This is a genomic window from Nocardioides sp. dk884, assembly GCF_009557055.1.
In the GTDB taxonomy this organism is placed as follows: domain Bacteria; phylum Actinomycetota; class Actinomycetes; order Propionibacteriales; family Nocardioidaceae; genus Nocardioides.
This window is the reverse complement of the sequence record NZ_CP045649.1, coordinates 3925651-3948478: the sequence shown is the minus strand read 5'-3', so window position 1 is coordinate 3948478 and position 22828 is coordinate 3925651. Positions and strand designations below refer to the sequence as shown.

General features: G+C 72.6%; 21 protein-coding genes. 15 read left to right on the top strand and 6 right to left on the bottom strand.

Annotated elements, in window-relative coordinates:
- The first annotated feature begins 157 nt into the window (after nt 1–157).
- From dnaK to GFH29_RS18770, 7 genes are all read left to right on the top strand, one after another.
- Nucleotides 158–2008, top strand: coding sequence for a molecular chaperone DnaK (gene dnaK / locus GFH29_RS18800; RefSeq protein WP_153325266.1), 1851 nt, complete (start codon nt 158–160; stop codon nt 2006–2008).
- Nucleotides 2005–2646: a nucleotide exchange factor GrpE gene (gene grpE / locus GFH29_RS18795; RefSeq protein WP_153325265.1), complete on the top strand. Its 642-nt coding sequence runs from the start codon at nt 2005–2007 to the stop codon at nt 2644–2646. The genes dnaK and grpE overlap by 4 nt, the downstream gene beginning before the upstream one ends.
- A gap of 113 nt (nt 2647–2759) precedes the next feature.
- The gene (gene dnaJ / locus GFH29_RS18790) at nt 2760–3938 is read left to right on the top strand and encodes a molecular chaperone DnaJ (RefSeq protein ID WP_153325264.1); all 1179 of its coding nucleotides are present in this window, start codon (nt 2760–2762) and stop codon (nt 3936–3938) included.
- Complete coding sequence (locus GFH29_RS18785) at nt 3938–4372, top strand: heat shock protein transcriptional repressor HspR (protein ID WP_153325263.1); 435 nt, start codon at nt 3938–3940, stop codon at nt 4370–4372. The genes dnaJ and GFH29_RS18785 overlap by 1 nt, the downstream gene beginning before the upstream one ends.
- Nucleotides 4373–4384: 12 nt before the next feature.
- Entirely contained in the window at nt 4385–4879 is a 495-nt protein-coding gene (locus GFH29_RS18780) for a VanZ family protein (protein ID WP_153325262.1), read from the top strand.
- Nucleotides 4880–5005: 126 nt separating this feature from the next.
- Nucleotides 5006–7600: an ATP-dependent chaperone ClpB gene (gene clpB, locus GFH29_RS18775; protein WP_153325261.1), complete on the top strand. Its 2595-nt coding sequence runs from the start codon at nt 5006–5008 to the stop codon at nt 7598–7600.
- A gap of 81 nt (nt 7601–7681) precedes the next feature.
- A complete protein-coding gene (locus tag GFH29_RS18770; protein WP_153325260.1) occupies nt 7682–8902 on the top strand; it encodes a hypothetical protein in 1221 nt (406 codons plus the stop codon).
- A 3-nt stretch (nt 8903–8905) separates the two neighbouring features.
- Here GFH29_RS18770 and GFH29_RS18765 read toward each other — a convergent pair whose 3' ends face one another.
- Nucleotides 8906–10096: a pyridoxal phosphate-dependent aminotransferase gene (locus tag GFH29_RS18765; protein WP_153325259.1), complete on the bottom strand. Its 1191-nt coding sequence runs from the start codon at nt 10094–10096 to the stop codon at nt 8906–8908.
- Between the two features lie 54 nt (nt 10097–10150).
- Between GFH29_RS18765 and pyrE the strand changes: the two genes are divergently transcribed.
- Nucleotides 10151–10690 carry an orotate phosphoribosyltransferase gene (gene pyrE / locus GFH29_RS18760; protein ID WP_228387613.1) on the top strand — a complete coding sequence of 180 codons (540 nt, stop codon included), beginning with the start codon at nt 10151–10153 and terminating at the stop codon, nt 10688–10690.
- Nucleotides 10687–11364: a DedA family protein gene (locus GFH29_RS18755; RefSeq protein WP_153325258.1), complete on the top strand. Its 678-nt coding sequence runs from the start codon at nt 10687–10689 to the stop codon at nt 11362–11364. Before pyrE ends, GFH29_RS18755 begins: the two co-directional genes overlap by 4 nt.
- A gap of 30 nt (nt 11365–11394) precedes the next feature.
- Here GFH29_RS18755 and GFH29_RS18750 read toward each other — a convergent pair whose 3' ends face one another.
- Nucleotides 11395–12159 (bottom strand): DedA family protein, encoded by a 765-nt coding sequence (locus GFH29_RS18750; RefSeq protein ID WP_228387612.1) that lies wholly within the window; start codon nt 12157–12159, stop codon nt 11395–11397.
- Nucleotides 12160–12292: 133 nt separating this feature from the next.
- Between GFH29_RS18750 and GFH29_RS18745 the strand changes: the two genes are divergently transcribed.
- Complete coding sequence (locus GFH29_RS18745; RefSeq protein WP_153325907.1) at nt 12293–12949, top strand: TrmH family RNA methyltransferase; 657 nt, start codon at nt 12293–12295, stop codon at nt 12947–12949.
- Between the two features lie 20 nt (nt 12950–12969).
- Here the strand turns inward: GFH29_RS18745 and GFH29_RS18740 are convergent, their stop codons facing one another.
- Nucleotides 12970–13722: a septum formation family protein gene (locus GFH29_RS18740; RefSeq protein ID WP_194289063.1), complete on the bottom strand. Its 753-nt coding sequence runs from the start codon at nt 13720–13722 to the stop codon at nt 12970–12972.
- A gap of 206 nt (nt 13723–13928) precedes the next feature.
- Here GFH29_RS18740 and fbaA point away from each other — a divergent pair, with 206 nt between their 5' ends.
- The 3 genes from fbaA (at nt 13929) to GFH29_RS18725 (ending at nt 16662) form a co-directional block, all read left to right on the top strand.
- Complete coding sequence (fbaA, locus tag GFH29_RS18735) at nt 13929–14960, top strand: class II fructose-bisphosphate aldolase (RefSeq protein WP_153325256.1); 1032 nt, start codon at nt 13929–13931, stop codon at nt 14958–14960.
- A gap of 219 nt (nt 14961–15179) precedes the next feature.
- Nucleotides 15180–15899 (top strand): hypothetical protein, encoded by a 720-nt coding sequence (locus tag GFH29_RS18730; RefSeq protein ID WP_153325255.1) that lies wholly within the window; start codon nt 15180–15182, stop codon nt 15897–15899.
- Between the two features lie 346 nt (nt 15900–16245).
- A complete protein-coding gene (locus GFH29_RS18725; RefSeq protein ID WP_153325254.1) occupies nt 16246–16662 on the top strand; it encodes a DUF3151 domain-containing protein in 417 nt (138 codons plus the stop codon).
- A gap of 22 nt (nt 16663–16684) precedes the next feature.
- On the opposite strand, the gene GFH29_RS18720 is transcribed toward GFH29_RS18725, so the two are convergent.
- Nucleotides 16685–17590 carry a LysR family transcriptional regulator gene (locus tag GFH29_RS18720; RefSeq protein WP_153325253.1) on the bottom strand — a complete coding sequence of 302 codons (906 nt, stop codon included), beginning with the start codon at nt 17588–17590 and terminating at the stop codon, nt 16685–16687.
- A 101-nt stretch (nt 17591–17691) separates the two neighbouring features.
- Between GFH29_RS18720 and GFH29_RS18715 the strand changes: the two genes are divergently transcribed.
- Nucleotides 17692–18660 (top strand): YeiH family protein, encoded by a 969-nt coding sequence (locus GFH29_RS18715; protein ID WP_153325252.1) that lies wholly within the window; start codon nt 17692–17694, stop codon nt 18658–18660.
- A gap of 15 nt (nt 18661–18675) precedes the next feature.
- Here GFH29_RS18715 and lysS read toward each other — a convergent pair whose 3' ends face one another.
- Together lysS and GFH29_RS18705 are read right to left on the bottom strand one after the other, a co-directional pair.
- Nucleotides 18676–20394, bottom strand: coding sequence for a lysine--tRNA ligase (gene lysS, locus GFH29_RS18710; RefSeq protein ID WP_153325251.1), 1719 nt, complete (start codon nt 20392–20394; stop codon nt 18676–18678).
- A gap of 72 nt (nt 20395–20466) precedes the next feature.
- The gene (locus tag GFH29_RS18705; protein WP_228387611.1) at nt 20467–21384 is read right to left on the bottom strand and encodes a diacylglycerol/lipid kinase family protein; all 918 of its coding nucleotides are present in this window, start codon (nt 21382–21384) and stop codon (nt 20467–20469) included.
- Nucleotides 21385–21522: 138 nt separating this feature from the next.
- On the opposite strand from GFH29_RS18705, the gene GFH29_RS18700 reads away from it, so the two are divergent.
- Entirely contained in the window at nt 21523–22806 is a 1284-nt protein-coding gene (locus GFH29_RS18700) for an adenylosuccinate synthase (RefSeq protein ID WP_153325250.1), read from the top strand.
- Nucleotides 22807–22828: the final 22 nt, after the last annotated feature.

Genomic DNA, 22828 nt, shown 5'->3' with positions numbered 1-22828 from the left:
GCGTTCTGTCCTGTGAAGAAAGTTGAGTTGCAACGACTCAACTTATTTGCCAGTCTGAGTCGCGCGACGCAGACTGGTCCCGGCGGGGCTCGTATGCGCCCCGCCAACGTCAGACCCGCAGCCCAAGTGCGCTGCGAAATCCAACGGAGGTAGTCCCATGGCACGTGCAGTCGGCATCGACCTCGGTACGACGAACAGCGTCGTGTCGGTCCTCGAGGGTGGCGAGCCCACCGTCATCGCCAACGCCGAGGGGGCCCGTACGACCCCGTCGGTCGTCGCGTTCGCCAAGTCCGGCGAGGTGCTCGTCGGCGAGGTCGCCAAGCGTCAGGCGGTCACCAACGTCGACCGCACCATCCGCTCGGTGAAGCGCCACATGGGCACCGACTGGACCACCACGATCGACGACAAGACGTTCACGCCCCAGCAGATCAGCGCCTTCGTGCTCCAGAAGCTCAAGCGCGACGCCGAGGCGTACCTCGGTGAGCCCGTCACCGACGCGGTGATCACCGTCCCGGCGTACTTCTCCGACGCCCAGCGCCAGGCCACCAAGGAGGCCGGTGAGATCGCGGGCCTCAACGTCGCTCGCATCGTCAACGAGCCCACCGCGGCCGCGCTGGCCTACGGCCTCGACAAGGGCGACGACCAGACCATCCTCGTCTTCGACCTCGGTGGCGGCACGTTCGACGTCTCCCTGCTCGAGATCGGCGAGGGCGTCGTCGAGGTCAAGGCGACCTCCGGCGACAACCACCTCGGTGGCGACGACTGGGACTCCCGGATCGTCGAGTGGATGATCAAGAAGTTCAAGGACAACAACGGCGTCGACCTGGGCGCCGACAAGATCGCCAAGCAGCGCCTCCAGGAGGCCGCGGAGAAGGCGAAGATCGAGCTGTCGTCCTCGGCCGAGACCACGATCCACCTGCCCTACATCACCCACGGCGAGTCGGGCCCGCTGCACTTCGAGGAGCGCCTGACCCGCAGCGAGTTCCAGAAGCTCACCGAGGACCTGCTCCAGCGCACCAAGGCGCCGGTGCAGAACGTCCTCAAGGACGGCGGTGTCGCGCTCAAGGACATCCACCACGTCGTGCTCGTGGGTGGCTCCACCCGCATGCCGGCCGTGAGCGACCTGGTCAAGGACCTCACCGGCCGCGACCCCAACAAGGGCGTGAACCCCGACGAGGTCGTCGCGCTCGGCGCGGCGCTGCAGGCCGGTGTGCTGAAGGGTGAGGTCAAGGACGTCCTGCTCCTCGACGTCACGCCCCTCTCGCTCGGCATCGAGACCAAGGGCGGCGTGATGACCACCCTGATCGAGCGCAACACCACGATCCCGACCAAGCGCTCGGAGATCTTCACCACCGCCGACGACAACCAGCCCTCGGTGGAGATCAAGGTCGCGCAGGGCGAGCGTCAGATGTGGTCGCAGAACCAGCCGCTGGGCAACTTCGAGCTCACCGGCCTCCCGCCGGCTCCGCGCGGCGTGCCGAAGATCGAGGTCACCTTCGACATCGACGCCAACGGCATCGTGCACGTCTCGGCGAAGGACCAGGGCTCCGGCAAGGAGCAGTCGATGACGATCTCCGGCGGCTCCGCGCTGAGCAAGGACGACATCGACCGGATGGTCAAGGAGGCCGAGCAGTACGCCGAGGAGGACGCCAAGCGTCGCGAGGCGATCGAGGTCCGCAACCAGGCCGACCAGTTGGTCTACACGACGGAGAAGTTCCTCGCCGAGAACGGCGAGAAGATCCCCGACGACGTGAAGACCGAGGTCCAGGGCGACGTCGACTCCCTCAAGTCCACCCTGGAGAAGGAGGACGCGTCGGCCGAGGAGCTCAACGCCGGCATCACCAAGCTCGGTGAGTCCAGCCAGAAGATGGGCGCCGCGATGTACGCCGCGGCCGAGGCCGAGAACGCCGCGGCCGGTGGCACCACCGGCGCGACCGGCGAGAGCGACGACGACATCGTCGACGCCGAGGTCGTGGACGAGTCCACCGACGAGGGTGAGCGCAAGTGACCGACGAGCACCGGCACGACGAGGGTCCCCCCGGGGACCCGGCCCGCGAGGGCGTCGACGAGGCGGCGGAGCGCTCGGAGGACCCGGCCGCTCCCGCCGCCGGTGAGGCGCCGGACTCCGAGCCCGCCGAGGCGGACCCGCTGCAGGCGGCACGCGACGAGGTCGAGACGCTCAAGATGGAGCTCGGCGAGCGCACCAGCGACCTGCAGCGCCTCCAGGCGGAGTTCCTCAACTACAAGCGCCGCGTCGACCGCGACCGCGAGCTGGTCAAGCAGAACGCGGCGTACGTCGTGCTCGCCCCGGTCGTCGAGGTCCTGGACACGATCGACCGGGCCCGCGAGCACGCCGAGCTCGAGGGCGGCTTCAAGGCCGTCGCCGAGCAGCTGGAGCGGGTCGTGGCCAACCAGGGCCTGGAGAAGTTCGGCGTCCCCGGTGACCCGTTCGACCCGTCCCTGCACGAGGCGCTGAGCCACCTCGGCGAGGACCCCGACGTCGACGTGGTGACCTGCAAGGTCGTCGCCAAGGCCGGCTACCGGATGGGCGACCGCGTCGTCCGCGCGGCGCAGGTCCTGGTGGTCGACCCGGCGGCCGGCAGCGCCGACCCGGCGGGCCCCGCCGACGAGGCGTCCGAGTCCTGAGCAGCCCCACCGGGCCCCGCCACGCGCGGGGCCCGGTGGCGCAGCCCCCGGGGCCCGCGCCAGCACCACAGATGACCAGCACATGACCGGCCACATCGTTGGGAGGAGGGCACGTGAGTGACGACGGCTACCGCGCCGACTGGGCGCAGAAGGACTTCTACGCCGAGCTCGGCGTGAAGAAGGACGCGAGCGCCGAGGAGATCAAGAAGGCCTATCGCAAGCTGGCCCGGGCCAACCACCCCGACTCCAACCCCGGCGACACCGCCAAGCACGACAAGTTCAAGGCGGTCGCGGAGGCCTACGACGTCCTCGGCGACCGCGACAAGCGCGCGAAGTACGACGAGTTCCGCTCCCTGCACGCCTCGGGCCGCTTCGGCGGGTTCCCGACCGGCCAGGGCGGCCAGGGCGGCTTCAACCTCGACGACCTGCTGCGCGACCGCGGCGGCGCGGGCGGCGGCTTCGGCGACATGTTCGGCGACATCTTCGGCGGCGGTGGTGGCTTCGGTCGCCGCCAGCAGACGCGTCGCCCGCAGAAGGGCGCCGACGCCGAGACCACCGCCACGATCAGCTTCACCGACGCCATCGACGGCGTCACCATCTCGCTGCGGCTGACCTCCGACGCGCCCTGCCCGGACTGCAACGGCACCGGCGGCAAGCCCGGCACCAAGCCGCACGTGTGCCCCGAGTGCGAGGGCGCCGGCTACGTCACCGGCTCGGTGGGCGGCGCGTTCTCCATGAACGAGACCTGCCCGACCTGCGGCGGGCGCCAGCTCGTGTACGACGAGGCCTGCCCCACCTGCCACGGCTCCGGGCGCGGCATGTCGGCGCGCACCATCCAGGCCCGCATCCCCGCCGGCGTCAAGGACGGCCAGCGGATCCGGCTGCGCGGCAAGGGCGCGGCCGGCGAGAACGGCGGCCCGGCCGGCGACCTCTACGTCACCGTCAAGGTGAGCCCGCACCGCGTCTTCGGGCGCAAGGGCGACAACCTCACCCTCGACGTCCCGGTCTCCTTCGACGAGCTCGCGCTCGGCTCGGAGATCAAGATCCCCACCCTCGGCGGCGCGCCGGTCACCCTGCGCATCCCCGCCGGCACCCCCAACGGGCGCACCTTCCGGGTGCGCGGCAAGGGGGCGCGCCGCAGCGACGGCACGGTCGGCGACCTGCTCGCCACCGTCGAGGTGGTCGTCCCCGCGGTCCTCGACGAGGACGCCCGGGCGGCGGTCACGGCGTACCGCGAAGCGACCGCGGGGCGCCCGCTGCGCGCCAACCTGTTCGAGAAGGCCGGCTCCTGATGGCGGCCCGGCAGCCGTTCGGCGGCCCGCCGGGCCCGGACGCCGCGGTGTTCGTGATCAGCATGGCCGCGGAGCTGACCGGGCTGCACCCGCAGACCCTGCGCACCTACGAGCGGCTCGGGCTGATCACGCCCCAGCGCACCGGCGGGGGAGGGCGGCGCTACTCCGCGCGCGACATCGAGCGGCTGCGCGAGATCGCCGACCTCACCGCCTCCGGCGTCGGGCTGCAGGGGGTACGCCGCATCGTCGAGCTGGAGTCGGAGCTCGCCGCCGTGGCCAAGCACAACGAGGAGCTGCTCGCCGAGCTCAAAGCCCTGCGCGACGCCCTCGGCCAGGCCCACACCGGACGCCCCCGCGAGGTGCCCGCCAACAAGCTGCCCGTGCTCCGTCAGACCCAGGCCGGCTCGGTCGTGGTCTGGCGGCGGGGCCGCTGAGATCGGGGCCACGTGTTCCACCGTCACCCGCTGCTGAGCCTCCTGACCTTCGCCTATCTCGGCTTCGTCGGGTGGATGACGCTCACCCCGCAGGCCTCGACCGGCACCTCGCTGATGACCCGCGTCGCCGATCGGGTGGTGCGCGAGCTGGGTGCCTACGAGCCGACCGCGGGACTGAGCGCCGCCGACATCGAGTTCGCCGCCAACGTCGCGATGTTCGTCCCCGTCGGCGTGTTCTTCCTGCTCCTGCTGGGCCGCCGGCAGTGGTGGCTGGCGGTGCTGGCCGGTCTGGTGCTGACCCTCGGCATCGAGGTCGCCCAGCAGGAGATCCCGGGGCGGGTCAGCGACCCCCGCGACGTCGTCTCCAACGGTCTCGGCACCGTCATCGGTGTCGCGCTCGGGTGGGTGCTCACCGTCGGGGAGTGGTTCCGCGAGGTGGGCGCGCGCCGCGCCGCCGCGCGCCGCGCCGCCGCGCAGTCCGACCGCCAGGTGGCGAGTCGCCGATGACGTTCTTAAAGTTGAGTGGAACAGACTCAACTCTGCCGATGTTGTGGCAGCGGCAGGGTCGCCCGTCCCGGGCGCTCGTGCCGATCGCGTGATCCAGTTCGAACGTGTGAGCCAAGGAGTGTGCAGATGAGCCAGTTCGGCGCCGACAAGTTCACGACCCGCAGCCGCGAGGCGATCGAGGCTGCCCAGCTCGCCGCGACCTCCGCGGGCAACACCACGACCGATCCGATCCACCTGCTGGTGGCGCTGCTGCGCCAGGAGGACGGGGTGGCGCGCAGCGTCGTCACCCGCGCCGGGGTCGACGTCGACGCTCTCCTCGCCCGCGCCGAGGGCCAGCTCGGCGTGCTGCCGCGCGCCAGCGGCGCGACCGTGCAGCAGCCCGCCGCCTCCGCCGCGCTCACCCGGGTGCTGGCCGGGGCCCTCGAGCTGGCGGCGGAGATGAAGGACGACTACGTCGCCTCCGAGCACCTCCTGGTCGCCCTCGCCGGCACCGACAGCAGCGCGAAGCGCGTGCTCGAGGACGCGGGGCTGACCGAGTCCGCGCTGCGCGAGGGGATCACCGCCGTCCGCGGCAACCGGCGGGTCACCAGCCAGACGGCCGAGGACACCTACGAGTCGCTGGAGAAGTACTCCGTCGACCTCACCGCCGCCGCCCAGGAGGGTCGTCTCGACCCGGTCATCGGCCGCGACGCCGAGATCCGCCGGGTGGTCCAGGTGCTGTCGCGACGCACCAAGAACAACCCGGTGCTCATCGGCGAGCCGGGCGTCGGCAAGACCGCGGTGGTCGAGGGCCTCGCCCAGCGCGTGGTCGCCGGCGACGTCCCCGACTCCCTCAAGGGCCGCCGCGTGCTCAGCCTCGACCTGGCCGCGATGGTGGCCGGCGCGAAGTACCGCGGCGAGTTCGAGGAGCGGCTCAAGGCCGTCCTCGACGAGATCCGGCAGGCCGGCGGCCAGGTGATCACCTTCATCGACGAGCTGCACACGGTCGTCGGGGCCGGGGCGGGCGGCGACTCCTCGATGGACGCCGGCAACATGCTCAAGCCGATGCTCGCGCGCGGTGAGCTGCACATGATCGGCGCGACCACCCTGGATGAGTACCGCGAGCGCATCGAGAAGGACCCCGCCCTGGAGCGCCGCTTCCAGCAGGTCTTCGTCGGTGAGCCCAGCGTCGAGGACACCGTGCAGATCCTGCGCGGCATCCAGGAGAAGTACGAGGCCCACCACGGCGTCCGCATCACCGACGCCGCGCTGGTGGCCGCCGCGACCCTCTCGGACCGCTACATCACCGGGCGCCAGCTGCCCGACAAGGCCATCGACCTCATCGACGAGGCCGCCTCGCGCCTGCGCATGGAGATCGAGTCCTCCCCGGAGGAGATCGACCAGCTGCGCCGCCAGGTGGACCGGCTCAAGATGGAGCAGTTCGCCCTGGAGAAGGAGAGCGACCCCGCCTCGATGGAGCGCCTGGAGCGGCTGCGCGCCGACCTGGCCGACCACGAGGAGGAGCTGCGGGCCCTCGAGGCGCGCTGGGAGCGGGAGAAGGCCTCGCTGGAGGGCGAGGGCGAGCTGCGTCGTCAGCTCGACCAGCTGCGCATCGAGGCCGACCGGCTGCTGCGCGAGGGCGACCTGGCCGCGGCCAGCGAGATCCAGTACGGCCGGATCCCGGCGCTGGAGCAGCAGATCGCCGAGGCCGCCGAGGTCGAGAAGTCCGAGCAGGTCGAGCCGCTGGTCGGTGAGGAGGTCGGCGCCGAGCAGGTCGCCGAGGTCGTCGAGGCCTGGACCGGCATCCCGACCGGCCGGATGCTCCAGGGCGAGACCGCCAAGCTGCTCGAGATGGAGCAGGTGATCGGCCATCGCCTGGTCGGCCAGAGCGAGGCGGTGACAGCCGTCGCGGACGCCGTACGCCGCTCGCGCGCCGGCATCGCGGACCCGAACCGGCCCACCGGCTCGTTCCTGTTCCTGGGCCCGACCGGCACCGGCAAGACCGAGCTGGCCAAGTCGCTGGCCGACTTCCTCTTCGACGACGAGCGCGCGATGGTGCGCATCGACATGAGCGAGTACTCCGAGAAGCACTCGGTCTCGCGGCTGGTCGGCGCGCCCCCCGGCTACGTCGGGTACGACGAGGGCGGCCAGCTGACCGAGGCGGTGCGGCGCCGGCCGTACTCGGTGGTGCTGCTCGATGAGGTCGAGAAGGCCCACCCGGAGGTCTTCGACATCCTGCTGCAGGTGCTCGACGACGGCCGGCTGACCGACGGCCAGGGCCGCACGGTGGACTTCCGCAACTCGATCCTGATCCTGACCTCCAACCTGGGCTCGCAGTTCCTGGTCGACCCCACGATGGACCCGGAGCAGAAGCGGGAGGCGGTGATGGCCACGGTGCGCTCGTCGTTCCGCCCCGAGTTCCTCAACCGCCTCGACGAGATCGTCATGTTCAACGCGCTCACGCTCGCGGACCTGACCCACATCGTGGACCTGCAGCTCGGGCTGCTGGAGAAGCGGCTCGCGGTGCGGCGCATCACCATCGAGGTGAGCGACGCGGCGAAGACCTGGCTGGCCGAGACCGGCTACGACCCGGCGTACGGCGCGCGCCCGCTGCGCCGGCTGATCCAGTCGGCGATCGGCGACCCGCTCGCCAAGATGCTGATCGGCGGCGAGGTCGTCGACGGCGGCACGGTGCGCGTGGACCGCTCCGAGGACGGTCTGGCGCTCACCGCCGCCGGCTGAGGACGCGCTCGGAACCGGTTGCTGGGAGGACCCACGGAGGCGGACGACCGCCGATGTGGGTCCTTCTAGTTGAATGAGCCCATGAGTGAGAGCAGTCCGTCCCGTCCGCGCCAGGTGAGCTTCGCCGCCTGGCTGATCATGGGCGGGTCGCTGTTCGTGCTGGTCTCGGCCTTCGAGCAGATGGCCGGGGTGCAGTCGCTGGACACCCGCCGCGCGGTGCAGGACTTCCTCGCCGAGCCTCCGGCCGACGGCCTCGGGGTCGGGGTGCAGGACGTCTTGGACACGATGCGGGTGTTGGTGCTGATCACCGGCGCGTGCGCGACCGCCAGCCTGATCCTCGGCATCCAGGTGCTCCAGCGCTCGCGCAGCGCGCGGTTGGCCCTCTCGGTGCTGGCCGTGCCGCTGTTCGTGTGCGGGCTGGTCGTCGGCGGGATCATGTCCTCCTTCGTCGCCGCGGCCGTGGTGATGCTGTGGGTCCAGCCGGCCCGTGACTGGTTCAACGGCAAGGAGGCGGCCGCCGCCACCCGCGACACCCGCTTCGACCGGCTCCCGCCGAGCAGCGAGGCCCAGCACGGGCCCGTGCAGCCCGGTCCGCAGGACCACCACCAGGGTCAGCAGGGTCAGCAGGCCTACCCGTCCGCCGCCCAGGTGCCGCCGGTCGTGTCGGCCCCGGTCGGCCAGCAGCCCGGCCAGCAGTCCGGCCAGCAGTCAGGCCAGGAGCCCGCCGGGTCCGACGCCCCCCGGCCGTGGTCCGGCTTCGGGACCGCCGGCACCGGCAGCGCCGGCGCGCCGGTCACCTACCCGCCGGTGACCCGGCAGCCGGAGCCCGCGGCGTACTCCTCGCAGGAGCGGAGCGCCCGTCGCGGTCCCGCGCCGCAGCCGGTCGTCTGGGCGTGCGTGCTGACCTGGGTGATGAGCGGCCTGGTCGGCCTCGGGATGGGGCTCACCGCGCTCGCGCTCGCCGCGGCGCCCGGGCCGCTGTTCGAGGAGCTGGACCGCCGCGACCCCGAGCTGCTCAGCAGCGCCGGGATGACCGAGGACGACCTGCGCGTGGCGCTGTTGGTGGTCGCCGGCGTGATCGTGCTGTGGTGTGTGCTCGCCTCGTTGGTCGCGGTGTTCGCGCTGCGCCGGGTCCCGGTCGGCCGGGTGCTGCTGATGGTCTCCGCCGGCGTCGCCGCGCTGGTGTGCCTCCTCGGCACCGTGCTCGGCTCGCCGCTGCTGGTGGTGCCGCTCGCCGCGTGCGTCGGCGCCATGGCGCTGCTGATGCGCCCCGAGGTCACCGAGTGGTACGCCGGGCGCTGAGTCTCAGCGGGTCAGGTCGGCCGCGCCCAGGCGGCGTACGCCCTCGGTGAGGACCTCGGGGTCCTTGCAGAACGCCCAGCGGACCAGGTGCCGCCCGGCCTCCTGGTCGTCGTGGAAGACCTGCTCGGGGACCGCCACCACCCCGGCCCGCTCGGGCAGGGCGTGGCAGAACTCCAGCCCGTCGCGCCAGCCGAGATCGCTGATGTCGGTGGTCGCGAAGTAGGTGCCCTCGGGCACGCGCACCCGCAGCCCGGCGTCCGCCAGGCCCGCGCACAGCAGGTCGCGGCGACCGCGCAGGTCGGCGGCCAGCGCGCGCGGGAAGTCCGGCTCCTCCTCGAGCGCGTGCGCGACCGCCGGCTGCAGCGGGGAGCCGGAGGTGAACGTCAGCCACTGCTTGGCGGCCAGCAGGGCGTCGACCAGCTCGGCGGGCCCACTGGCCCAGCCGACCTTCCAGCCGGTGAAGGAGTAGGACTTCCCGGCGCTGGACAGGGTCAGGGTGCGCTCGCGCATGCCGGGCAGCGTGGCCAGCGGCACGTGCTCGGCGTCGAAGGTCAGGTGCTCGTAGACCTCGTCGGTGATCACCACCAGGTCGTGGGCGATCGCGACGTCGGCGACGGCCTGCAGCTCGGCGCGGGTCAGCACCGTGCCGGTCGGGTTGTGCGGGCTGTTGAGCAGCACGAACCGGGTCCGCGGACCGACGGCGGCGCGCAGCTCCTCGGGGTCCAGGCGGAAGTCCGGGGCGCGCAGCGTGACCGGACGGCGTACGCCGCCGGCCATCTGGATCATCGCGGTGTAGGAGTCGTAGTAGGGCTCGAGCACGATCACCTCGTCGCCGGGGTCGACCAGGCCGAGCAGGGCCGCGGCGATCGCCTCGGTGCACCCCGTGGTGACCACGACCTCGGTCTCCGGGTCGAGCTCGAGGCCGTAGTGGCGCTGCTGGTGGCGCGCGACCGCCTCGCGCAGCGCCGGGACCCCGGGGCCGGGGGCGTACTGGTTGTGCCCGGTGCGCAGCGCCTCCACGGCCTCCGCGATCACGCTCGGCGGGCCGTCGACGTCGGGGAAGCCCTGGCCGAGGTTGACCGAGCCGGTGCGGGCCGCGAGCGCCGACATCTGGGTGAAGATCGTCGGTGCGATGCCGTGCAGACGGCGGGCCAGGCGGGGCGTCGCGGTGGTGCGGGACGGCGAGTCGGGCATGCGCCCCACCGTACGGCGTGCCCGGCGTTGCGCGGCGTACGCGACAATGACGGGGTGACGACCGCCGATACCGACCTCGCTGCCGACATCGACGCCACCTGCCGCCTGACCGGGAGCTTCACGCTCCGGTCCGGCCAGGTCTCCTCGGAGTACTTCGACAAGTACCTCTTCGAGGCCGATCCCGCGCTGCTCTCGCGGGTCGCGCGCGAGATGGTGCAGCTGCTGCCCGCCGACACCGAGCTGCTCGGAGGCCTGGAGCTGGGAGGCGTGCCGATCGCGACGATGGTCGGCTACCTCACCGGCCACCGCACGCTGTTCGTGCGCAAGAAGGCCAAGGAGTACGGCACCTGCAAGCTCGCCGAGGGCCCGGACGTGGCCGGTCGCCGGATCACGCTCATCGAGGACGTGATCACCACCGGCGGCGCGGTCCGCGACGCCACGCGTGAGCTGCGCGCGGCGGGGGCGATCGTGGAGGTCGTGGTCTGCGCGATCGACCGCAGCCCGGCCGACACCAACCCGCTGGCCGACGTCGGTCTCGAGGTCCGCCCCGTGCTGACCAAGGCCGAGCTCGACGCCGCGCGGGCCGGCGCATGAGCCTGAGCCTCACCGACCGTGCCGTGCTGGCGGCGGCCGACACCGGCGAGGAGCTGGGCGGCGTCGCCGGCTGGGCCGTCGACCTGATGGAGAGGCTCGGCGCCCCCGGCGCCGGCCTGGCCATCGCGCTGGAGAACCTCTTCCCGCCGCTGCCCAGCGAGGTGATCCTGCCGCTGGCCGGCTTCACCGCCAGCCGCGGCACCTTCGGCCTCGTCGAGGTGATCCTGTGGACGATCGCCGGCTCGGTGATCGGCGCGGTCGCCCTCTACGCCCTCGGCGCGGTGTTCGGCCGCGACCGGATGTACTGGGTCTGGGAGCGGCTGCCGCTGGTCAAGACCGAGGACCTGGAGCGCACCGAGGCGTGGTTCGCCCGGCACGGGCGCAAGGCGGTCTTCTTCGGCCGGATGGTCCCGATCTTCCGCAGCCTGATCTCGGTGCCGGCGGGCGTCGAGCGCATGCCGTTCGGGCAGTTCCTGCTGCTCACCACCGCCGGCAGCACGATCTGGAACATCACCTTCGTCCTCGCCGGCTACTGGCTGGGCGAGCAGTGGCACCGCGTCGAGGGCGTCGCCGGGACCTTCCAGAAGGTCGTCATCGTCGCAGTCGTGCTCGGGGTCTGCTGGTGGCTGGTGCAGCGGGTGCGCCGCAACCGGTCCTCACGCGCGCAGTCCTGAGCGGACTCCTGAGCCGAGTCCTGAGCGGGCTCACTTGCGCCGGCCTCGCGGCGGGACGGTGATGCCGCTGATGTCGCGGTCCGGGCGGCCGTCGTGGTCGTTGTCGGCCGCCCCGACCGAGTCGGTGCGCCGGCGGCGCCACCACTCGAAGGCGATCGGGACCGCGGTGAAGGCCAGGATGATCAAGAAGATCAGGTCGATGTTGTGCTCCAGCCACGGCACCGCGTGGCCCAGGAAGTAGCCCAGGCCGGTGACCAGCACGACCCAGGCGATGCCGCCGACGGCGCTCCAGACGTAGAAGCGGCGGCGCGGCATCAAGGTGATGCCGGCGACGACGGTGATGTAGGTGCGCACGAACGCCACGAAGCGGCCGATGACCAGCGCCTTGTTGCCGTGGCGCTCGAAGAACACCTCGGTCTGGTCGAAGTACTTCTGCTTCAGCACCCGGCCCTCGCGTTGGCGCAGGCGTGGCCCGACCCGGCGCCCGATCTCATAGCCGCACACGTTGCCCAGCCAGGCCGCGATCGTCATCACGGTCACCGCGATCACCAGCTCGACCAGCCGGCTGCCCGGGAACAGGTCGATCTGACCGGTGGCGATGAAGATGCCGAGGGCGAACAGCAGGCTGTCGCCGGGCAGGAACGGGAAGAACAGCCCGCACTCGACGAAGATGATCAGCAGGCTGATCCAGAACAGCGCCGCTCCGAACTGCGCCAGCAGCCACTGCGGATCGAGGTAGTCGATACCGAACAGGAGCGGGTGGGGCAGCGCCATACCTGCCAGGAGCGCGCTCACGCCTTCAGCCTAACCGCCACCACCCCCTGGCACCGACCAGTATCGCGGGTGCAGGCGGCGGTTGGCCGACCCGTACGATGCGCCGGTGGAGGAGCACCGCGAGGACCCCGAGCGGCGCGCGCCGTACGACCCGATGCCCCACGGTCCGGCCGAGGTCGGGGTGGGGCCGTGGCCCGGCCCGTGGCCGTCCGGTCCCGGCAGCGAGGTGTACGACGAGCAGCTGCTGGCCGAAGGCGACCGGCGCAACGTGGTGGACCGCTACCGCTACTGGTCGCTCGAGGCGATCCGCGCCGACCTCGACACCCGGCGCCACGACTTCCACGTCGCGATCGAGAACTGGCAGCACGACTTCAACATCGGCACCATCGTGCGCTCGGCCAACGCCTTCCTGGCCCGGGAGGTGCACATCGTCGGCAACCGCCGGTGGAACCGCCGCGGGGCGATGGTGACCGACCGCTACCAGCACGTGCGCCACCACCCGAGCGTCGAGGACCTCGCCGACTACCTCGCGGACCTCGACGGCGGCCCGGTGCCGCTGCTCGGCATCGACAACCTGCCGGGCTCGCTGCACCTGGAGACCATGGAGATGCCGCGCCGGGTCTGCTTCCTGTTCGGCCAGGAGGGACCGGGGCTCTCCGAGGCGGCCCGCGCGCGCTGCGACGCGACGTTCTCCATCGCGCAGTTCGGCTCCACCCGCTCCATCAACGCCTCCGCCGCCGCCGCGATCGCGATGCACGGCTGGGTGCGCCAGCACGCCGACCTCTCCGGCGACGAGGCCTGGCGCGGCTGAGGCACCCAGCCCCCCGCCGACTACCGGCGGGTCTTGCTGGAGCAGGTGATCACGCGGTTGCCGAGCTTCCAGTCGAGGGCGGAGGGCCGGGCGTAGGAGAACGAGTCGGTGGTGGTCAGCGACGGGCACCTCCTGATGGCCGCGATGCGCAGCTTCTTGTCGCTCGGGATCGTGCGTGCCCGGTGCACGAACGTGCCGGTGACCCGCCAGGCGTGCGTGCGGGCGCAGGTCGTGAGGACGCCGCGCGCGGTCGTGCAGCTGGCGATCGAGTCGGGCAGTCGGCCCTTCGGGAGCGCCGGGGAGGCCGTGGTCGGCAGCGGCAGGTACGTCGTGCCGCCGGACAGGACGAGGTCGCAGCGGTACCACCGCGCCCCGGCCTCGCGCTGGGTCTTGGTGGGGATGAACCAGACCCAGCGGTACGCCGCCCCGGCCCGCACCCGGTGGGTGCGCCCGAGCGCCCGGTCGTGTGCGGGGTCGCACCGCCGTGCGACAGCGGCCCCCAGCTTCACGAGGTCGTCGTCCCAGTCCAGGGCGTCCGGCAGCGTGCCGACCTTGATGGTGCGCGCGTTGTGGCGCTGCGAGCAGTCCACCGGTGCCGAGGTGCTGCTCGCTGCGGCGGCCTCCGCGACGGTGAGGGTGCGGCACTCCCCGACGACGGGACGGTCCTCCTCGGCGGCCGTGGCGGCACTGGCGGGCTGGGTCAACAGCCCGGCGATGAGCAGGGCCGGGGCGAGCGCGGCGAGGCGTCGCAGGACGGGGACGCGAGAGGTCACAGGATTCTCCGAGACTGGCGAGGGCGCGTCCAGGCGACGCGAGCCAGGCCACACTAGGGCCCTCGCCGGGTGCCGGTCGGGGAATCCGGGAACCACCTGCGCACCGCTCGGCGGGACCCGGCAGACCTCGGGTCGGGCACGCACTAGGCTCGGGGCGACGCGCGACATCCGTTTCACCGATCAGCTTTTTGCGAGGAGATCCTCAGATGCCCATCGCCAGCCCCGAGAAGTACGCCGAGATGCTGGACGCCGCGAAGGCTGGCGCCTTCGCCTTCCCGGCGATCAACGTGACCTCGTCGCAGACCCTCAACGCCGCCCTGCAGGGCTTCGCCGACGCCGGCTCCGACGGCATCATCCAGATCTCGACCGGTGGCGCGGACTACCTGTCCGGCCCGTCGATCAAGAACATGGTCACCGGCTCGGCCGCCTTCGCGGCGTACGCCGCCGAGGTCGCGAAGAACTACCCGGTCAACATCGCGCTGCACACCGACCACTGCCCCAAGGACAAGTTGGACGGCTTCGTGCGCCCGCTGATCGAGCTCTCCGCCGAGCGCGTCGCGCGCGGTGAGAACCCGCTCTTCCAGTCGCACATGTGGGACGGCTCGGCCGTGCCGATGGAGGAGAACCTCATCATCGCCGAGGAGCTGCTCGCCAAGTGCGCCGCGGCCAACATCATCCTCGAGATCGAGATCGGCGTCGTGGGTGGCGAGGAGGACGGCATCGTCGGCGCGATCGACGAGAAGCTCTACACCACCCCCGAGGACGCGCTGGCCACCGCGCGTGCGCTCGGCGTCGGCGAGAAGGGCCGCTACATGACGGCCCTGACCTTCGGCAACGTGCACGGCGTCTACAAGCCCGGCAACGTCAAGCTGCGCCCGGAGATCCTCAAGGCCGCCCAGGCCGCGGTCGCCGCCGAGCTCAGCCTCGCCGAGGACGCCAAGCCCTTCGACCTGGTCTTCCACGGCGGCTCCGGCTCCACCGCCCAGGAGATCTCCGACGCGGTCGACTACGGCGTCGTGAAGATGAACATCGACACCGACACCCAGTACGCCTTCACCCGCCCGGTCGCCGCCCACATGTTCTCGAACTACGACGGCGTGCTGAAGATCGACGGCGAGGTCGGCAACAAGAAGCTCTACGACCCCCGCGCCTGGGGCAAGGCCGCCGAGGCCGGCATGGCCGCCCGCATCGTCGAGGCCTGCCAGAACCTGCGCTCCGCGGGCCGCTCGATCGGCTGAGCTGGTCTCACCCCCGCCGCTTGTAACGCGGGGTTATTGACGCTGCACCCGCCGCATACGGCGTGTGCAGCGACGATAACCCCGCGTTACAGCTGTTTTCGGGCCTCGCCGCCCCGTTTCCGGGACGGGCCGCGAGGCGCTCACAGCCGGCCGCAGACTGATCCCCAGCCACGGCGTACGACGGGGGCGCGGGGGAGCGCGGCGTATGACGGTGCGGGCATGCGCCCCGAGCTCGCCGCCCACGCCCGTCGCCAGTCCGGCCTGGTCCTGCGCCACCAGGCGGTGGCGGCGGACTACTCCGAGCGCGAGCTACGCAGCCGGGTCGCGGTCCACGGGCCGTGGACGGTCGTACGCCGCGGGGTCTACGTGACCACCGAGCAGTGGGAGGCGGCGACCGAAGAGGACCGCTGGCGGCTCCGCGACAGGGCCGTGGACCTGACCACCGGGGTCGAGCACCTGATGAGCACCGACTCCGCGGCGCGCGCCCACCGGCTGCCGCTGCTGGCGCCGGTCCGCCCGCTCACCCACCTGGTGCGTCCGGGCGTCTTCGGGTCGCGCACCGAGCACGGCGTGAAGCACCACCTCGCCCGGCCACTTCCCTCGCCCGAGGTAGAGCTGGACGGGATGCGGGTGACGGCGCTGGCTCGCACCGCCCTCGACCTGGCCCGGGAGCATGGGTTCGCCGCGGGGGTCTGTGCCTGCGACGCGGTGCTGCGCCGAGGAGTGAGCAGCGGAGATCTCGCCGCCGAATTGAAGCTGATGCGCTGTTGGCCGCACGTCACCCGAGCGCGCGCGGCCGCCGAGGCCGCCGACCCCGGTGCCGAGGGGCCGGCGGAGAGCCTCACACGTGCTCGTGCTCGAGCTGGGTCTCGGTCGTGTGGGAGGAGAAACGCCGCGAGCGCGCGGTCGCCGCCGAGGGCCTCGGCGTCTCCCGGCTGATCTGGGAGGACCTGTGGGGCCGCGCCCGCGAGCGCGCACTGGTCCGCCTCGCCGGGGAGATCGCGGTCAGCCAGCGCCGGTACGGCGTGGCGCTCGCCCCGCACCTGCGCGCCACGGCTGCCCGCCTGGCCGATGCGCGCGCGGCCCGGCGTCGTGGAGCCTCGTTCCGCCTGAGGCTCCCGCGCACCTCGCCGCCGATCCGCCCGCCGGCGGCGTACTGGCCCCCCGCGCCGCCCCGAGGCCGACTTCCCACGGACTGTGGACGCTTCCGCAGCGGTATACCGCGTGTGGAGCGACGATAACCCCGCGTTACAGGGGATTGCGGGCCGCGCGCCACAATGGCGCCATGAGTCCCCTCGACCTGATGGCCCAGCCGCCCGCCACCCGCCTGCCGGAGGACCCCGCCGTGGCGCTCCTCGAGGCCGGGCAGAGCCCCGCCGCGGTGGTGCGGGCGCTGCCGTCCTCGCCGTTCGCCTGGGCCGCGCTGGCCGACGAGGCGCGGGAGCAGGGCGCCGACGAGGTGACGCTCTACGCCTACGCCCGCGTCGGCTACCACCGCAGCCTCGACATGCTGCGCCGCAACGGCTGGAAGGGCCACGGCCCGGTGCCGTGGGAGCACCTGCCCAACCGCGGCTTCCTGCGCTGCCTGGCCGCGCTCGCGCTGGCCGCCCGCGCGATCGGCGAGACCGACGAGTGGGAGCGCTGCTCGACGTTCCTGCGCGAGTCCAGCCCCGAGGCCTACGAGGCACTGCTCGCCGGCTGACCGGCGCCCCGGCAGGACAGCCTCAGCCCGGGCGCCCCACGGCGCGCGCCACCCGCACCAGCTCGGCGGCGGCGCCGTCGGGGCGCCGCTCGCGCAACCAGACCGCGCGCAGCTGCCGGCGCAGCTCCAGGCCCTCGACCTCGACCACCACGAGCCGTCCGGTCGCCACCTCGGCGGCCACGGCCAGCTCGCTGAGCACCGCCGCCGCGCCACCGGCCGCCGCCGCGGCCTTCACCGCCGCGGTGCTGGCCAGCTCCAGACGGGCCTCGCCGAGCGCCACGCCGGCGTCGGCCAGCGCCCGGGCGAGGGTGTCGCGGGTGCCCGAGCCCTCCTCGCGCAGCACCAGCTCGGCGCCCGCGAGCTCGGCCGGGCCCACCGGCGTACGCCGTCGCGCCCACGGGTGCATGGGGCCCACGACCACCACCAGCGAGTCGGCGGCCACCACGCTCGACCCCACCCCGGTCGGTACGCCGGGGGACTCCACGAAGCCCAGCGGGACCGTCCCTGCACGCAGCAGGGCCAGGACCTCCACGGAGTTCCCCACCCGCAGGCTGACGTGCAGGTCCGGGCGCAGGGTCCCGAAGCGGGCCAACCACGCCGGCGCGAGGTGCTCGGCGATGGTGAGGCTGGCAGCCACGGTCAGGTGCGCTGCGCGCTCGGCGGCCAGCGACCGGGCGCCGAGCACCACCCGGTCCACCGCCTCCAGGGCCTCACGGGCCCAGGTCACCACCACCTCGCCCTCGGTGGTCAGCCGGGACCCGCCCGGGGAGCGCACCACGAGGTCGAGACCGAGCTGGCGCTCGAGGCGCTGCACCGCCCGGCTCGCGTTCGGCTGCGCCATCCCCAGGGCGCGGGCGGCAGCGCCGAGGGACCCGGTCTCGGCCACCCGGACCAGCAGGTCGAACGCCACGAGGTCCGGTCTGCTCATGTCCTCACGATATGACTGGAGTCCTGCTCATATCAATAGCGCATGAGTCGCTAGTCGATTGACGGCTACCGCGGAGGCCGGCCCGGCGCGATCGTGGAAGCGTGCTCGTGAACCGCCTCCCCGGACTCGTCCTCGCCGCCGTCGGCGGTGCCGCCGCGCTGCTCGTGCACGCCCTGGTGCCCTACCTCGGCACCACCCTGGTCGCGATCGTCCTCGGCTTCGCCCTCGGCGCCGCCGGTCTGGTCCGCGACCGGGTGCGCCCGGGCCTGGCCCTCGTGTCGCGCCACGTGCTGCGCGTCGGGGTGGCGCTGCTCGGCCTGGAGCTGGTGCTCGGCGACGTGCTCGACCTGGGCTGGGGGCTGCTGCTCGTGGTGGTCGCCGTGGTCGTGGTCGGCATCCTCGGCACCCTGGCCCTGGCCCGCGTCATCGGCGTCCCCCGCGACCAGGGGCTGCTGGTCGCGTGCGGGTTCTCGATTTGCGGAGCCGCCGCGGTGGCCGCTGTCGAGGGCGTGCGCCGCAGCCGGGAGGAGGACGTCGCCCGCGCGGTCTCCCTGGTCGTGGTCTTCGGCAGCATTGCGATGCTGGCCGTGCCCGCCCTGGGCGGCCTGCTCGGCCTCGGGGAGGAGGCGGCGGGCGCCTGGTCCGGCGCCGCGGTCCACGAGGTCGGCCAGGTGGTGGTCGCGGGCGGGCTGCTGGGCGGCGCGGCCCTCAAGGTCGCCGTCGTGGTCAAGCTGGCCCGGGTGCTGATGCTCGCCCCGGTGCTCGCGGTCGTCTCCTGGCACTCGCGCCGCGAGGCGCTCGCAACCGGACGCCGGCCGCCGCTGGTGCCGGCCTTCGTGCTGGCGTTCATCGCCCTGGCCGTGGTCCGCTCGGTGCTCGACGTCCCCGCGGGCGTGCTCGACGCCGCCGGGGCCGTGCAGTCGGCCGCCCTGGCCGCCGCGATGTTCGCGCTGGGCTGCTCGGTGGACCCGCGGGCGCTGCGGCGCACCGGGCGCCCGCTGGTCCGGCTCGCCGCGGGCGCCACCGCGCTGGTGACGGTGGTGGCGCTGCCCGCGGCGTACCTCGTCTAGCGGGTCAGGAGCAGGTCACGCGGGGGTGAGCAGGGTGCGGACCCGCTCGGAGCCCAGCGCCTGGAACAGCGTGGGCAGTCGCGGGCCGCGGTCGGCGTCGACCAGGAGGTTGTAGAGCAGTCGGAAGAACGCCTTCTGGTCCGCCTTCACCTCATCCGTCGGGGCGTCGTCGAGGCCCAGGCCGCGCGCGAGCTTGGGCACGCCGTAGATCAGCGCCGTGACCTCGTCGCTGTCGGGGGAGTCCGGCAGCCGGTCCAGCAGCTCGGTGATCCAGCGCTGTTCCTCGACCGAGAGCGCGGCGAGGCGGGCGGTGTCGGGCTCGGTGCGCACCGTGGTGCGGTCCTCGGCCGGCACGAAGTCCGCGGTCCAGGTCATCGCCTTGGACAGCCGCGGCTCGAGGTCGGCGACGCTGGCGTGGCTGTGGCCGACCTCGTTGACGATGCGGCTGATCTGCTCGGCGCTGCCCGCGGTCACGTCGGCGACCGAGGAGAGCAGCCGGAAGGACACCGGCGTCGCCGGCGCGGGCAGGGTGCCGGCGGTGGTGGTCGCCACCGCGCGGGAGTAGGCGAGCGTCTGGGCGTCGCGGCGCTCGGGGTCGGCGGCCTTGCGGGCCAGCGCGTCCCACTCGTCGTAGAGGCGCACCACCTCGGCGCCGAAGTCGACGTTGAAGGCCTGCTTGGGCTGGCGGCGCACGTAGAGCCAGCGCAGGATCGGCGCCTCCAGGATCCGCAGCGCGTCGGCCGCGGTCGGCACGCCGCCCTTGGAGGAGGACATCTTCTGCAGGCCGGCGAAGCCGACGAAGGCGTAGGCGGCGTAGGAGGGCGCGCGGTGGTCGAAGATCCGCTTCACCAGCTCCTTGCCGACGGTGTACGACGACCCGGGGGTGGAGTGGTCGAGCCCGCCGGGCTCGAAGTCGACGCCCTCGAAGGCCCAGCGCATCGGCCAGTCGACCTTCCAGACCAGCTTGCCCTCGTGCTGGGTCGCGACGTTGGTGACGCCGGTGAACCCGCAGGAGGTGCAGGTGTAGCCCAGGTCGGTGGTCTCGTCGTCGTAGGAGGTGACCTCGACGGTGTCGCGGCCGCACTCGCGGCAGAACGGCTTGTAGGGGAAGCGCGCCAGCGAGCCGGCGGGGCCGGTCTCCTCGTCGGCGTCGTCGGCGACGGAGTCGGCCAGCGCCTCGGCCTCCTGGTCGCTCTCGGCGACCGGCTCGGCCTTCTTGGTGCGGTGCTTGGCCAGCACCTCCTCGATGGTGTCGCGGTGGCGCAGCGCGTGGAGCACCTGCTCGGTGTAGGCGCCGGAGCGGTACTGCTCGGTCTGGTCGATCTCCACCATCTCCACGCCGAGCTCGGCGAGCGCGGCGCGCAGCGGGGCCTTGAAGTGCTCGGCCCACGAGGCGTGGCACTCCCACGGGTCCGGTACGGCGGAGAGCGGCCGACCGATGTGCTCGGCCCACGACTCGGGCACCCCGGCCGGCACCTTGCGGAACCGGTCGAAGTCGTCCCAGCTGTGCAGGTGACGCACCTCGATGCCGCGGCGCCGGATCTCCTCGGTCACGAAGTGCGTGGTGAGGAACTCGCGCAGGTTGCCCAGGTGGATCGGGCCCGACGGGCTGGCGCCGGAGGCGCAGGTGATGACGCGGTCCTCACCGCCGTTCTCGCGGGCGTGCCGGATGGCGTCATCGGCGGCCCGGGTCACCCAGTCGACGGGGTCGCCGGTCTTGTTGCCTCGGGCCATGGCGCTGCGTTCTCCTGTGCGTGCGGGGGTGGGACTCGACCCGCCACGCTACCGCGTGGGCGCCGGCCGGCCTCAGGCGCGCGGCATCGTCATCGCGTACGCCGCCGGCTCGACGTGCCAGGTGCGGGAGCGCTCCGGGCCGTAGATCTCCCCGTCGGCGCTGCACCAGAAGCTCTCGCCGCTGATCGAGACCGACGAGCCGCGCAGGTGCAGCACGTCGTCGCGCTCGGTGTGCCGCCCGCGCATCAGGCCCACGACGTACCCGATCCGCGCCAGCGGGCCGGTCGCCAGCGACACCACGACGTCGATCCGGCCGTCGTCGGCCTCGGCGTCGGGGTTGAGCGCGGTGCCGGCGCCGACGTGGCTGCTGTTGCCGACCGCCACCATCAGCACCGGCTGGTCCCAGTCGCACACCAGCGCACCGTCGACCTCCACGCGCAGCCGCACGAACGGGGGGCGGATCGCGGCCAGCGCCGCGCCGATCGGGTAGCCGAGGCGGCCGAGGTTGACCTTGCCGACGCCGATGGTGCCGAGCCGGGCCTTCCACCGGATCGCGCGGCGGCTGGCCTGGGCGCCCGCGCCGGCGTGCACGTTGTTGACCACCACCTGGCCGACCTCGTCGAGCAGCACGTCCATCCGGCGCACCTCGCCCTCCACGATCACCCGGGCGGCCTTCTCGACGTCGAGGGGGATGTCGTTGCCGCGCGCGAAGTCGTTGCCGGTGCCGAGCGGCAGCAGGCCCAGCACGGCGTCGTGCAGGTCGTTGCGCCGGTGCAGCGCGGCGACCACCGCGTGCAGGCTGCCGTCCCCGCCGGCTACGACGATGCGCCGCGAGCCCGCCCGGGTCAGCGCGCCGTCCAGCTCGCCGGGGTTCGAGGTGGTCTGGACCTCCACCGACGCGTGCTCGCGCAGGATCGCGAGGGCCCGGTCCAGGGTCTCCTCGTCGGCGCTGCCGGCGTCGCTGTTCTTGATCACCAGGATCGGGTCCACGTCGCGGACACTATCTCGCGGCGCGGGGAGGACGGGCCCTCGTCGCCGCAGTTTGCTAGCATCGCGTCGCAAGAGCCCCGATGCACTTGTCGTCGGGGCCCGTTGCATTTCTCTGCAACCTACGATGAGGGGACCCTCATGCCCGCTGTTGTCGTGCTCGGAGCCCAATGGGGTGACGAGGGCAAGGGCAAGGCGACCGACCTGCTGGCGACGACCGACCCCATCGACTTCGTCGTCCGGACCTCCGGTGGTCACAACGCCGGCCACACGATCGTGGTCAACGGCGAGAAGTTCGCCACCCACCTGCTGCCCAGCGGGATCCTGACGCCCGGCGCCACCAGCGTCATCGCCAACGGCGTCGTGGTCTCGCCCGAGGCGCTGTTCCGCGAGCTCGACGGGCTCATCGAGCGCGGCGTCGAGGTGGCGGACCTGGTCGTGTCGGCCAACGCCCACGTCATCGCGTCCTACCACTCGGTGATCGACAAGGTCACCGAGCGCTTCCTCGGCAAGAACCAGATCGGCACCACCGGCCGCGGCATCGGCCCGGCGTACTCCGACAAGGTGGGCCGGATCGGCATCCGCATCGCTGACCTCTTCGACGAGGGCATCCTGCGCGAGAAGCTCGAGGCGGCGCTCGACGTGCGCAACCACCTGCTGACCAAGATCTACAACCGCCGCGCCATCGAGGTCGACACCGTCCTCGAGGAGCTGCTCTCCTACACCGAGCGGCTGCGCCCGATGGTCGCCGACACCTCGCTGCTGCTCAACAAGGCCCTCGACGAGGGCAAGACGGTGCTGTTCGAGGGCGCCCAGGCCACGATGCTCGACGTCGACCACGGCACCTACCCGTTCGTGACCAGCAGCAACCCGGTCGCCGGCGGCGTGTGCGTGGGCTCCGGCGTCGGACCGACCCGCATCGACCGGGTCATCGGCGTGATCAAGGCCTACACCACCCGCGTCGGCTCGGGTCCGTTCCCGACCGAGCTGTTCGACGAGGACGGCCTGGCGCTGCAGCGCATCGGCGGCGAGATCGGCGTCTCGACCGGCCGCACCCGCCGCTGCGGCTGGTACGACGCCGTGGTCGCGCGCTACGCCGCCCGGGTCAACGGGCTCACGGAGTTCTTCCTCACCAAGCTCGACGTGCTCGACAGCTGGGAGCGGATCCCGGTCTGCGTGGCCTACGAGATCGACGGTCAGCGGGTCGAGGAGATGCCGATGACCCAGACCGAGTTCCACCACGCCACGCCGGTCTATGAGTACTTCGAGGGCTGGCAGACCGACATCTCCGGCTGCCGCACCTTCGAGGACCTGCCGGCCAACGCCCAGATCTACGTCCGGGCGCTGGAGAAGATCTCCGGGGCCAAGATCTGGGGCGTGGGCGTCGGACCGGGCCGCGAGCAGACCATCGTCGTCAACGGCTGACCCGCTCCGCCCCAGACCCGGC